General features: G+C 63.8%; 9 protein-coding genes. 3 read left to right on the forward strand and 6 right to left on the reverse strand.

The genetic code is table 11. From position 1 onward, the window contains the following. Positions 1 to 4: 4 nt before the first annotated feature. The 6 genes from GEV38_RS04750 to norR form a co-directional block, all read right to left on the reverse strand. Positions 5 to 3,097: a multidrug efflux RND transporter permease subunit gene (locus GEV38_RS04750; RefSeq protein WP_054572339.1), complete on the reverse strand. Its 3,093-nt coding sequence runs from the start codon at positions 3,095 to 3,097 to the stop codon at positions 5 to 7. Then, positions 3,094 to 4,257, reverse strand: a complete 1,164-nt coding sequence (locus GEV38_RS04755; protein ID WP_054572348.1) for an efflux RND transporter periplasmic adaptor subunit — start codon at positions 4,255 to 4,257, stop codon at positions 3,094 to 3,096. Before GEV38_RS04755 ends, GEV38_RS04750 begins: the two co-directional genes overlap by 4 nt. A 492-nt stretch (positions 4,258 to 4,749) precedes the next feature. Further along, on the reverse strand, positions 4,750 to 5,484 hold the full coding sequence (locus GEV38_RS04760) for a YkgJ family cysteine cluster protein (protein WP_054572338.1): 735 nt from the start codon (positions 5,482 to 5,484) through the stop codon (positions 4,750 to 4,752). After that, on the reverse strand, positions 5,481 to 5,792 hold the full coding sequence (locus GEV38_RS04765) for a hypothetical protein (RefSeq protein WP_015268989.1): 312 nt from the start codon (positions 5,790 to 5,792) through the stop codon (positions 5,481 to 5,483). The genes GEV38_RS04760 and GEV38_RS04765 overlap by 4 nt, the downstream gene beginning before the upstream one ends. Positions 5,793 to 5,879: 87 nt before the next feature. Further along, a complete protein-coding gene (locus GEV38_RS04770; protein WP_015268990.1) occupies positions 5,880 to 6,779 on the reverse strand; it encodes a chemotaxis protein in 900 nt (299 codons plus the stop codon). Positions 6,780 to 6,969: 190 nt separating this feature from the next. Beyond that, positions 6,970 to 8,523, reverse strand: a complete 1,554-nt coding sequence (norR, locus tag GEV38_RS04775) for a nitric oxide reductase transcriptional regulator NorR (RefSeq protein WP_054572337.1) — start codon at positions 8,521 to 8,523, stop codon at positions 6,970 to 6,972. Between the two features lie 154 nt (positions 8,524 to 8,677). On the opposite strand from norR, the gene hmpA reads away from it, so the two are divergent. The 3 genes from hmpA (at position 8,678) to cyoA (ending at position 12,403) form a co-directional block, all read left to right on the forward strand. Beyond that, complete coding sequence (hmpA, locus tag GEV38_RS04780; protein WP_015268992.1) at positions 8,678 to 9,856, forward strand: NO-inducible flavohemoprotein; 1,179 nt, start codon at positions 8,678 to 8,680, stop codon at positions 9,854 to 9,856. A gap of 536 nt (positions 9,857 to 10,392) precedes the next feature. Beyond that, the gene (locus tag GEV38_RS04785) at positions 10,393 to 10,899 is read left to right on the forward strand and encodes a disulfide bond formation protein B (RefSeq protein ID WP_013970978.1); all 507 of its coding nucleotides are present in this window, start codon (positions 10,393 to 10,395) and stop codon (positions 10,897 to 10,899) included. Positions 10,900 to 11,458: 559 nt separating this feature from the next. Then, positions 11,459 to 12,403 carry a ubiquinol oxidase subunit II gene (cyoA, locus tag GEV38_RS04790; RefSeq protein WP_015268993.1) on the forward strand — a complete coding sequence of 315 codons (945 nt, stop codon included), beginning with the start codon at positions 11,459 to 11,461 and terminating at the stop codon, positions 12,401 to 12,403. Position 12,404 lies beyond the last annotated feature (1 nt).

Genomic DNA, 12,404 nt, shown 5'->3' on the forward strand with positions numbered 1-12,404 from the left:
TGTCCTAACTGGCACTGGGCGCCGCCGCACGGGCGGCCTGGCGGCGGTGGAACAGGCGCTCCAGGGCCAAGTATATGACCGGGGTGGTGAACAGCGTCAGCGCCTGGCTCACCAGCAGGCCTCCAACCACGGCGATGCCCAGTGGCTGGCGCAGTTCGGAACCGGTGCCGAAGCCGAACATCAGCGGCACCGCGCCGAGCAAGGCGGCCAGGGTGGTCATGATGATCGGCCGGAAGCGCGTCAGGCAGGCCTGGTGGATCGCCTGCTCCGGGGTCAAGCCCTGGCGGCGTTGGGCCTCCAGGGCGAAGTCGATCAGCAGGATGCCGTTTTTCTTGACGATACCGATCAGAAGCACCACGCCGATCAGCCCCATGATGCTGAAGTCCTGGCCCAAGGCCCACAGCAGGATCAGCGCGCCGAGGCCGGCCGAGGGCAGGGTGGAAATGATCGTCAGCGGGTGGACGAAGCTTTCGTACAGCACGCCGAGGATGATGTACACCGCCACCAGCGCTGCCAGGATCAGCCACGGCTGGCTCGACAGCGAACTCTGGAAGGCCTGGGCCGCGCCCTGGAAGTTGCCGCTGATGGAGTCGGGCATGCCGAGCTCGCGCTGGGTGCGCTCGAGGATGGTCACCGCATCGCCCAGGGCCACGCCCGGGGCCAGGTTGAACGACAGGTTGGCCGCCGGGAACAGGCCATCGTGGCTGATCGACAGCGGCCCGGTGCTGGGCGGCGCTACATGGGCTACTGCCGACAGCGGCACCATCTCGTTGGTCAGCGGCGAGCGCAGGTAGAAGTAGTTGAGGCTTTCGGCCTTGCCGCGCTGGCGGGCATCCAGTTCGAGGATCACCTTGTACTGGTTGGTCTCGGTCTGGAATTCACTGATCTGCCGCTGGCCGAAGGCGTCGTACAACGCCTGGTCGACGTCGGTGGTGGTCAGGCCGAAACGTGCCGCGGCCTGGCGGTCGATATCGATGCGGGTGACGCTGGCGCCCAGTTGCAGGTCGTTGGACAGGTCGCGGAACGCCGGGTTTTCCCGCAGGCGCTCGGTCAGGCGCTGGGTCCACAGGTTCAGTGCCATGCCGTCGTTGCTCTTGAGCACGTACTGGTACTGGGTGCGCGACGGGCCGGAGCTTAGGTTGATGTCCTGGCCTGCACGCATGTACAGGACGATGCCTGGCACCTGGGCCAGCTTGGGCCGCAGCCGGTCGATCAGTTCGCTGGCCGACACATCGCGTTCGCCACGGGGCTTGAGGGCGATCCAGAAGCGGCCGTTGGCGATGGTCTGGTTGCTGCCGGTGACACCCACCGAGTGGGAGAACGCGCGCACCGCCGGGTCGGCCTCGATGATTTTGGCCAGCGCCTTGTGCTTCTCGATCATCGACGGGTACGACACATCCGCCGCCGCCTCGCTGGTGCCAAGGATGAAGCCGGTGTCCTGCAGCGGGAAAAAGCCCTTTGGAATACCCACGTAACCGGCCACCGCCAGGGCCAGGGTCAGGCCAAACACGCCGAGCGTCAGACGCTGGTGGGCGAGGGCGCGGTCCAGGCCCTTTTCGTACCACCTGACCAGCCGCTCGCCGAAGCCGCCCTTGTGCTCTCCGGGCGGGCGGCGCATGAACAGTGCGCACAGGGTTGGCGCCAGGGTCAGCGAGACCACCACCGAAATCAGGATGGTGGCAGTGGCGGTAAGGGCGAACTCCTTGAACAGCCGGCCGACCACGCCGCCCATGAACAGCAGCGGGATGAACGCGGCGATCAGCGAGAAACTGATCGACACCACGGTGAAGCCGATTTCCCCGGCGCCCTTGAGCGCTGCCGTGCGGCTGTCGTCGCCGGCCTCCAGGTGACAGTGGATGTTTTCCACCACGACGATGGCATCGTCGACCACGAAGCCCACCGAGATGACGATGGCTACCAGGGTCAGGTTGTTCAGGCTGAAGCCGAAGATGTACATCAGCGCGCAACTGGCTATCAGCGATACGCCAAGCACGCTGGACACCACCATGGTCGCCGACCACTGGCGCAGGAACAGCGCCATCACCCCGATCACCAGGGCCACTGCGATCATCAGGGTCAGCTCCACTTCATGCAGCGAGGCACGGATGGTCTGGGTGCGGTCCTGCAGCACCGACACTTCGACCGAGGCTGGCAGCATCTCCTGCAGCTTGGGCAGGGCAGCCAGTACCCGGTCCACGGTATCGACGATGTTGGCGCCAGGCTGGCGGAAAATCACCAGGTTCAACCCGGGCTGGTCGCCGGACCAGGCTTTGACGTAGGCGTTCTCGGCGCCATTGATCACCTTTGCCACGTCCCTCAGGTGCACTGGTGCACCGTCACGGTAGGAGACGATCAGCTGGGCGTAGTCGTCGGGATGGAACAACTGGTCGTTGGCGGCGATGGTCGAAACGCTGTGTTCGCCGTACAGCGCGCCCTTGGCCAGGTTCAGGCTGGTCTGCTGGATGGCTTGGCGCAAGTCGGCCAGGGTCAGGCCGATGGCGGCCAGTTTCTCGGGTTGCGCCTGCACGCGGATCGCCGGGCGCAGTTGCCCGGTGATATTGATCAGGCCGACCCCGTCGATCTGGCTCAGCTGGCGCGCGAGCAGGGTTTCGGCGTAGTCGCTGAGGTCGTTGCCAGGCATCTGGCTGGAGCTGACCGTCAGCACCAGCACCGGGCTGTCGGCCGGGTTGACCTTGCGCCAGGTCGGCGGGTTGGGCAGGTCTTGCGGCAGGCGCGCGGTGGCGGTGTTGATGGCCGCCTGCACTTCCTGGGCGGCGGTGTCGATGTTCTTGTCGAGCGTGAACTGCAGGATCAGGTTGGTCGAGCCCAGTGCGCTGCTGCTGGTCATCTGGGTCATGCCGGGGATGGCGCTGAACTGCACTTCCAGCGGCGTGGCCACTGACGAGGCCATGGTTTCCGGGCTGGCGCCGGGCAGCTGGGCGGTGACCTGGATGGTCGGGAAGTCGGCTTCCGGCAGTGGTGCCACCGGCAGGCGCGGGAAGGCGATGGCCCCCAGCAGCACCAGGGCGAAGGTCAGCAGCAGGGTGGCGATAGGGTGGTCGATGCACCAGGCCGAAACACCGTTGCGCGTGTTCATGGCTGGCTCCGCCGGTCGGCCATTTCCGACGGCGCGGGGGCATCGGGGGCCACCTCGACCCGCGAACCTGGCTTGAGCCGCGACTGGCCATCGAGCACCAGGCGCTCGCCCGGCTTGACCCCGGCAATTATGTTCAGCCCACTGTCCTGGTACAGCACCTTGACCGGCACGCTGGTGACCTTGTCACCGTCCAGGCGGTAGACGAAGTGCCCGTCGACGCCGCTCTGTACCACCGGGGGCGGCACTACCAGGGCGTTTTCTTCCACTGCGGTGCGTAGGCGGATGGTGACCAACTGGCCGGGCCACAGGTGACCGTCCTTGTTGTCGAACTCGGCCTTTACCCGCACGGTACCGGTGGTGGCGGAGATCTGGTTGTCGATCAGTGCCAGGTGGCCTTCACCCAGCAGGCTGCGTTCGCCGTCGGCATCCATGTAGGCCTGCACCTGTGCCGGGGTGGGCGCCTTCAGCAGGCTTTGGAGGGTTGGCAGCATTTGCTGCGGCAGGGCGAATTCGACGGCGATCGGGTCGATCTGGGTGACGCTGAACAGGCTGCGGGTATCGCTGGTGCGCACCAGGTTGCCGGGGTCGACGTTGCGAATGCCCACCCGGCCGGTCACTGGCGAGCGGATCTGCGTGTACGACAGCTGCACCTCGGCATTGGCGATGGCCGCCTGGTTGCCCTTGACCGTGGCTTGCAGGCGGTTGACCAGGGCCTGCTGCTGGTCGAGAGTCTGCTTCGAAACGCCGTTGTCGGTACTCAGCAGGCGGTAGCGCTGCAGGTCGACGTTGGCTACCTGGATCTGCGCCTGGCTCTGGCCAAGTTCGGCACGGGCCTGGTCGAGGTTGGCGCGGATGGCGCGATCGTCGAGGGTGGCCAGCAGGTCACCTTCCTTCACCCACTGGCCTTCCTTGACCAGCACCTGGGTCAGTACCCCCTCCACTTGCGGGCGCACCTCGACGCTGTGCAGCGACAGCACCGAGCCGATGGCGCTGGCATAGCGCGGCACGTTCTGCTGGACGACGCTGACCACGCGCACCGGGATGGCGGTTTGCGCGCGGGTGGCAGGTGCTGGCTGGCGCTGGCCGAACCAGAGGCCCGCTACCGCCAGGACCATGAGCGCCAGGGCGGCGAGGATGACAGGGCGGGACGGACGTCGCATCGGTGCGGGCACCTTGGCCATAGGGGAGGGAAGTGGCTGTATTCAATCTTATAGCCCCCGAACCGGGTCGGCAGCGTGACCGCTGGCTGACAGCGCTGTCAGAATTGCCTGCGCCTCCATCACACATCTGGCATGCGAACTGCGACCCCTGTGGGAGCGGGCATGCCCGCGAAGAATGCAACGCGGTGGATGGCAACGGCTGTGCCGGTGTTCGCGGGCATGCCCGCTCTCATAGAACAACACATGACTCATTGGTTCGGCGAGGTTCTGTAGGAGCAGCCTTGTGCTGCGAAGAGGCCGGTACTGACAAAGCCTGTCTGTTGCTTGTACCGGCCTCTTCGCAGCACAAGGCTGCTCCTACAAAGGACGCGTCAGACGAGCGATATTTGTTCTCTGCGCGACAGCGCAGCCCAAAAGGGCTGGGTAATCTCCCACAGGGACCGCGGCAGGCTTTGGTTCCTGTGCAAGGCGGTTGCCCCCGCCGAGGCATAGCTAGAAGCTGATGAAAGCGTAATACACCGGGGGCTCATTGGTGGTGCGCAAACCATGTTCCTGCAAGCTCGCCACCAGCGCCGCGTCCTCCACGTGCAGGGTCCACTGTGCCAGGCCAGCCTCCGGTACCTGCGCCAGACCCGCGCGGAAGGCCCCCATGTCAGGCAGGTAGGCAGTAAATCCGTTGCCCTTGAGCGCACTGGTAGTCATGCCCAGCGCCTGGCACACCGCCACCTTGGCGGCGATGTCATCGCGGTCGGCCTGGCGCGAGGCCTGCACCAGCGCCTCCAGCCCGGCATCGACCAGTTGCCTGCCGTGAATCAGCTCCGGCCCCTGTTGCCAGGCTTCCGGCGGGCAGTCCTTGCTGCCTGGCCGCAGCGGGATATGCGGGTTTATTTCCACCGGGTAGATGCGACAGACCAGCGGCCGCTGGTCATAGATGGTGCACAGGTCGTTGTCGTCGAGGTTGCGGCAGCGCCCGGGGTTGAAGGCGGCAAAGGTCACCGAGACGCGTACGTCGCTGTCGCCGCAGGGTACGGGATGGGAGCGACGCAGCACATGATCACGCTGTTCTACTGGCATCCCAGGGCCGTCCGCAACGAAGGCTTCGATCAGCACCACCACCTGGCCGTCGTTGTCCGCCCAGCGGCGCGCTTCGGCCAGGGTCAAGGGCACGTGGTGGCCGGTACAGCACTTGCCGCAGCCGGTACAGGCGAAACGCAGGCTGTCGGTCACTTGACCTCCGGGCTCCACTCGCTGACGAAGGCGCGCTGGTGCTGGCGGTCGTACAGGCACAGCTCGGTGCCGGTACGCTGCTGCATGTGCTTCTGGGGGTAGACGCCTTCGATCAGCAGGGCACTCATGCCGACCTGGTCATCGAACTCGGCGGGCTTGCTGCGGGCGTGAGCATCCTTGAACTGGCTGGCGGCCAGGCAAGACTTGAGCATCTGCTGGCGCTGCTCGTTCCAGGCCTGGCTGCTGGAGGCCTGGGCGATACCGCTGAAGAGGGCGAAACTGATCAGGATAGAGCTGAAAAACTTCATACGGATTCCGGCAAGTTACTTGCGAGGGGGGCGAATTATGCCCGACTCGACCCCGACGGCAAGCCGGGGAGTTTGTCTCCGAATATATCAGCGCTCGGCGAACACCACGGCGCGCGCCGCCACCACCAGACAATCGGTCAGCTCTGGCGAGGAAAACTTGGTGAGGATGGCATTGGCCCCGGCCTGGGTCGCCTTTTCACTGCTCATCGCGCTGTCCAGCGAGGTGTGCAGCAGTATGTACAGGTGCTGGAAGTCGGGGGTTTCGCGCAGGGTGCGTGTGAACGCGTAGCCGTCCATTTCGCTCATTTCGATGTCGGAGACGATCACGTTGATTTCCTGCGCGGTGCCCTGCAGCTCCAGCAACACGTTGATGGCGTCCTTGGCGCTGCGCGCGGTATGGCATTCGACGCCGAGGTTGCGCAGGGTGTGCACCGACTGTTGCAGGGCTACCTGGCTGTCGTCCACCACCAGGATATTGGCGGCGGCCAGCAGGCTGGCGTCTTCCTCGCTCAGGGTGGCGTGATGCGGTTCGGGCACCGGCGGGGCGATGGCGTGGATGACTTTTTCGATGTCCAGCACCTGCACCAGAGTGTTGTCGACCCTGGTCACGCCGGTGATGAACGAGCGGCTGCCCGAGCCATAAGGGGGTGGTTTGATGTCGGTGCTCAGGCAATGCACGATGCGGCTGACCGCCTGCACATGCAGGCCCTGGCGCGAGCGGCTGATCTCGGTGACGATCAGGCAGCCGCCGTCAGGGTCGGCCAGCGGCCGTTCGCCAATGGCGCGGGACAGGTCGATGACCGACAGCGAATTGCCGCGCAGGGTTGCCACGCCCTTCACGTGGGGGTGCGATTCGGGCAGCTTGGTCAACGGTGGGCAGGGGATTATCTCGCTGACCTTGAGCAGGTTGATTGCCATCAACTTGCCGCTGCGCAGGGTGAACAGCAGCAGGGACAGCGAGTCCGCGCGGGCATTTTGCGTGGCCATGGTGACCTTCGTGGGGAACAGGGGATAACCGGTTATCGGCCTGGTTTGGTCGGGCTTTAGCGGGTGTGGGGATTGTGGGGCTGCTTTGCAGCCCATCGCGACACAAGGCCGCTCCTACAGGGGGGGCGCGGTCCCTTGTAGGAGCGGCCTTGTGTCGCGATGGGGCGCAAAGCGCCCCCAGGATTCCAACTCAGCGCAGCCCCAGCCGACGGGCCAGACGACTAAGGTTGGCGCGGTCCAGGCCGAGTTCCCGGGCAGCCGCTGCCCAGTTTTCCTGGTGCCGCTGCAGGCAGGCCTCGATCAGCTGGCGCTGGTAGTCGTCGACGGCTTCGCGCAAGCCCCCTTCGGGTAGCGGTGCCGCCGGCAAGGGCACAGCAGGGGAGGGCGGGGTGCCGGGCGTTGCGGTTGCGCGCAGGTCCAGGTCGATGGCTTCCAGGGTGAGGATGCGTGGCCTGTCGGAATGTTGGCCCAGCGCCTTGAGCGCCGAGCGGCCGATCAGATGTTCCAGTTCACGTACGTTGCCTGGCCAGTCGTAGGCCTGCAGCGCGGCCTGGGCTTCGCTGCTCAGGCGCAGGCTGTTCAGGCCCAGGCGCGAACGGTTCTGTTCGAGGAAGTAGCCAGCCAATAGCAGCACATCACGCCCACGTTCGCGCAACGGCGGAACGTGCAGCGGGTATACGCTGAGGCGGTGGTAGAAGTCGGCGCGGAAGTTGCCAATACGCACCTCTGCTGCCAGGTCGCGATTGGTGGCTGCGATCAGGCGCACATCCACCCGGTGTTCGCGATCCGAGCCCAGGCGTTGCAACTGGCCGCTCTGCAGTACGCGCAACAACTTGGCCTGCACCGTAAGTGGCAGTTCACCGACTTCGTCGAGGAACAGTGTGCCGCCGTTGGCGAGCTCGAACTTGCCGCGGCGCTCGCCATGGGCGCCGGTGAAGGCTCCGCGTACATGGCCGAACAGTTCGCTTTCCACCAGGGTGTCAGGCAGGGCGGCGCAGTTGAGGCTGACCAACGGCTTGTCGGCGCGGTTGCTGGCCTGGTGCAGGGCCTGGGCCACCAACTCTTTGCCGACGCCGGTCTCACCGGTTATCAGTACGGTCAGGTCACTGCCACCGACCAGGCGGATTTCCTCGACCAGGCGCTTGTGCGCGGGGCTCTGGCCAATCAGCTCTTTGTCCTGGCCGCTGGCCTGGCGGTAGATCTCCGCGCGATGGTGTTCGTCTTCCGCGCGCAGGGCCAGGTGCTCGATGCGCTCGGCCACGGTGACCGTGGCGGCGGCAAGGCTGGCGAAGGCCTGCAGGGCGCCCAGCTCCAGGCTCTGGAACTGCCCGGGGGTCAGGGCATCGAGGGTGACCAGGCCCCAAGGGCGCTCGTCGACCATCAACGGGCAACCCATGCAGTCATGTACTTCCAGGTTGGCATCAGGGGCGTTGACCAGGCCGTCGTAAGGGTCGGGTAGCTCGGAGTCGCTGGCGAAGCGGGTGGGTTCACGGCTGCTTAGCAGGACCTGGAAGCGTGGGTGCTCGCTGACTCGGAAGCGCCGGCCCAAGGTATCGGGGCTCAGGCCGTCCACTGCCAGCGGCACCAGCCATTCGCCGTCCAGGCGCAGCAGCGCGGCGGCATCGCAGGGCAGCAACCCACGCATGGCCTGCAGCAGGCGGCGATAGCGTTCCTGGTCGGGCAGGTCGCGGGAAAGGTCGCTGACCAGGGGCAGCAGGGTGGTGAGCAGGGGCTTCGTGGTCATATGGACTCCTGTGGGTCGATATGACTATACGTCGAGGTGGGTCGTTTTGACATGACCTGTGTCAAACCCCTGATTTTGCTGGAGATAAAAGTTGGCATGATTGATGTAATGGCTCGGGCAGTCATTTGAAGCCACAGGCTCAGGAGTTGTTGCAATGCTCAATGCCGAACAACGTGCAATCATCAAGGCCACTGTCCCCCTGCTGGAAAGCGGCGGCGAAGCGCTGACCACCCACTTCTACAAGATGATGCTCAGCGAGTACCCGCAAGTGCGCCCGCTGTTCAACCAGGCCCACCAGGCCAGCGGTGACCAACCGCGCGCCCTGGCCAACGGGGTATTGATGTATGCCCGCCACATCGACCAGCTGGAGCAGCTTGGCGGCCTTGTCGGCCAGATCATCAACAAGCACGTTGCCCTGCAGATTCTGCCGGAGCACTACCCGATCGTCGGCAGCTGCCTGCTGCGCGCCATCGAAGAAGTGCTGGGCAAGGAAATCGCCACACCCGCCGTGATCGACGCCTGGGGCGCGGCCTATGGCCAGTTGGCCGACATCCTGATCGGCGCGGAAGAGAACCTCTATAAACAGAAGGAAGAAGCCGAAGGCGGCTGGCGCGGCACCCGCGAATTCCGCCTGGTGCGCCGTGAGCAGGAAAGCAGCGAAATCGTTTCGTTCTACTTTGCCCCGGTGGATGGCAAACCGGTGCTCAGGGCCGAGCCTGGCCAGTACATCGGCCTGAAGCTGGACATCGACGGCGCCGAGCAGCGCCGCAACTACTCCCTGTCGGCACTGTGCGACGGCAAGGAATACCGCATCAGCGTCAAGCGCGAAGCGGGTGGCAAGGTCTCCAACTACCTGCACGATGTGCTGGCGGTGGGCGATACCCTGCAGCTGTTCCCGCCGGCTGGCGATTTCACCCTGGCGGCGAGCGACAAGCCGCTGGTGCTGATCAGCGGTGGCGTGGGTATTACTCCGACCCTGCCAATGTTGCAGGCGGCGCTGCAAACCCAGCGTGAGGTGCATTTCATTCACTGCGCCCGTAACGGCGCCGTGCATGCCTTCCGCGCCTGGATCGACGAGCTGGCCGAGCGTCACCCACAGCTCAAGCGCTTCTACTGCTATGCCGAACCGCATGATGATGCCGCGGCTGATGCCGTGGGCCTGCTGAGCGAGGACTTGCTGGCCGAGTGGCTGCCGCAAGAGCGAGACGTGGATGCATACTTCCTCGGGCCCAAGGGTTTCATGGCGGCGGTCAAGCGCCAGCTGAAGGGCCTGGGTGTGCCAGAGCAGCAGAGTCGCTACGAGTTCTTCGGGCCGGCGGCTGCGCTGGAGTGATGTAGCGCCTGCACTGGCCTCTTCGCGGGCTTGCCCGCTCCCACAGTTACCCCACAGGTTTTGCAGTCTGTGGCGTATCTGTGGCCGGTACAGGCTTACAGCGTATTCATCCCAGCCGCTGGCAAGCCAGCTCCCTTGCAGCACTGCTCCCGCCCGTGGGTAATCGAGAACGAAACGGTCGATCGCATTCGTCGCCTGGGGGCTGGCTTGCCAGCGGCTGGGCCGCACCTCACCTTCCTGCCTATATATAAGGAGAGATGAAAGCGGCTGTGCAGCTTTCATCTTTAATCCTCCTTTAATCACGGTATCCTTCACTCCCGGGTGTCGAGGGGCTTGCCCCTGCGCGGCACCCGGGCAGCCGCTTTTTTTGCCGCACGGCGTTGAACCGACGTCGTTGCGGCCGGTCTCAGCCACACCGGATAGCCCCGCGCAGCGCTATCACGCCGCTTCCTCGGCACGTCAAAGGCCCTGCCCAGCGTGTAGACTTGCGCCAGGCAGGCAGATCACGCTGCCACTATCCATCGAAGGAACCGGCAATGAACGAACAAACATCGCGCCTGAATCGGGAACGGCGCTTTCTGGTACTGTTGGGCCTGATCTGCATTTCGCTGATCGGTGGCGCCCTCTACATGCAGATAGTCCTGGGCGAGGCACCATGCCCTCTGTGCATCCTGCAACGTTATGCGCTTTTGTTCATCGCCGTGTTCGCCTTCATCGCAGCGGCGATGCCCGGGCGCCGTAGCCTCACCTTCTTCGAGGTACTGGTGGTGCTCAGCGCCATCGGCGGAATCGTTGCGGCCGGCAACCATGTGTATATACTCGCCAACCCCATGGTCAGTTGTGGCATCGACACCCTGCAGCCGATCGTGGACGACCTGCCGCTGGCCAAGCTCTGGCCGCTGGTGTTCCAGGTCGACGGCTTCTGCAGCACGCCATACCCGCCGATCCTTGGTCTGTCGCTGGCGCAATGGGCACTGGTGGCGTTCGTCCTGACGGCTGTGCTGGTTCCACTCGGGATCTATCGCAACCGACGCCAGGGTTAGACAAAAGTACCGAATTGCATGGGGTCTTTTACGCCGCATGAGAAGAGGGAAAATTCGCTCACCGCTTGATCCAGATCAACTCGGAGGCCTTGCAGAATGCGGCTTTGGGGGCTATCAAGCGGGGTGCGACAAACTGTCGCGAAGTTGAGTTTTTGAGCAGCATTGTTGCAGATTCTGTAAAAGACTGTTGCTCAATAAGTCATAGTCAAGGATTGGCGACCTATCTACAATCGCCCCCAATTTCCGTTCGGCACTGCTTGCGAGTCGCAGGATTGAAGGAAGCCCCAGCGCTCCTTTTTGCTGACTTCGTCAAGTTTCGCCCAACGGCGATACCGGGCGGATCCCCCTCCGCGTTTTCCCGCACCAAATGGACTTGGTCTGAAGTACAGGCCTGTTGCCTACGAAACCATAAGCACCGCTAACCCGCTTGACGCCAAGGTCCTGCAGTCGGACCCCGGGCAGGAGCGAGTACGGGCGCGAAATGCCTCACTTGGCAGGACGAAGTGCTGGCTACCAAAACACAAATTGCATTGAAGCAAGCTGATCTAGAGGTCGTGAGATGAGTAAAAAGCGTTACCCCAGACTGTTTGGCATATTGCCCTTTTTAGGCATGCTTTTACTCAGTGGGTGCAACTGGACCCTGCTCGACCCGAAAGGTCAGGTCGGCATTGAGCAAAAGAACCTGATCCTGATCGCTACCGGTCTGATGCTGCTGGTGGTGATTCCTGTCATTATCATGACCGTGGTTTTCGCCTGGAAGTACCGTGCTTCCAACAAGGCTGCCACCTACACCCCCGACTGGTCGCACTCGACCAAGATCGAAGCCGCGGTGTGGATCATCCCGATCCTGATCATCATCGCCCTGGGCTACTTCACCTACCACTCCACCCACAAGCTGGACCCGTACCGTCCGCTGGATTCCGATGTGAAGCCGGTGCAGATCGACGTGGTCGCACTGGACTGGAAATGGCTGTTCATCTACCCGGAGCAGGGCATTGCCACGGTCAACAAGATCGTCTTCCCGGCTAACACTCCGGTCAACTTCCGCGTCACTTCCGACGCCGTGATGAACTCGTTCTTCATCCCGGGCCTGGGCGGCCAGATCTACGCCATGGCCGGCATGACCACCAAGCTGCACCTGATCGCCAACGAAAACGGCGAGTTCGACGGTATCAGCGCCAACTACAGCGGTGCTGGCTTCACCGGCATGAAATTCAAGGCTACTGCCACCTCTCAGGAAGACTTCGACAAGTGGGTCGCCGAGGTCAAGCAGTCGCCGAAGAAGCTGGACAAGGCCGAATACGACGCCTTGGCCAAACCAAGCGAAAACAACCCAGTTGCGCTGTATAGCGAGGCTTCGCCTGACCAGTTCCAGCTGATCGTCGACAAGTACGAAGGCATGAACCGCGGTCGTCCGAGCCACGAAGAAGCAGGCAGCAAAGATCTGGCCACTACCAAGGGTGTGGAATCGAGTATGCAACCAGCTGCCGGTGCAGAGGAGTAAG

Origin of the sequence: Pseudomonas sp. 13159349 (assembly GCF_013305685.1) — a bacterium.
GTDB lineage: Bacteria > Pseudomonadota > Gammaproteobacteria > Pseudomonadales > Pseudomonadaceae > Aquipseudomonas > Aquipseudomonas asiatica.

Coding starts and splice junctions, on each gene's coding strand:
- GEV38_RS04750 (WP_054572339.1), bottom strand. CDS start 3,097: ATGAACACGCGCAACGGTGTTTCGGCCTGGTGCATCGACCACCCTATC.
- GEV38_RS04755 (WP_054572348.1), bottom strand. CDS start 4,257: ATGCGACGTCCGTCCCGCCCTGTCATCCTCGCCGCCCTGGCGCTCATG.
- GEV38_RS04765 (WP_015268989.1), bottom strand. CDS start 5,792: ATGAAGTTTTTCAGCTCTATCCTGATCAGTTTCGCCCTCTTCAGCGGT.
- GEV38_RS04770 (WP_015268990.1), bottom strand. CDS start 6,779: ATGGCCACGCAAAATGCCCGCGCGGACTCGCTGTCCCTGCTGCTGTTC.
- norR (WP_054572337.1), bottom strand. CDS start 8,523: ATGACCACGAAGCCCCTGCTCACCACCCTGCTGCCCCTGGTCAGCGAC.
- hmpA (WP_015268992.1), top strand. CDS start 8,678: ATGCTCAATGCCGAACAACGTGCAATCATCAAGGCCACTGTCCCCCTG.
- GEV38_RS04785 (WP_013970978.1), top strand. CDS start 10,393: ATGAACGAACAAACATCGCGCCTGAATCGGGAACGGCGCTTTCTGGTA.
- cyoA (WP_015268993.1), top strand. CDS start 11,459: ATGAGTAAAAAGCGTTACCCCAGACTGTTTGGCATATTGCCCTTTTTA.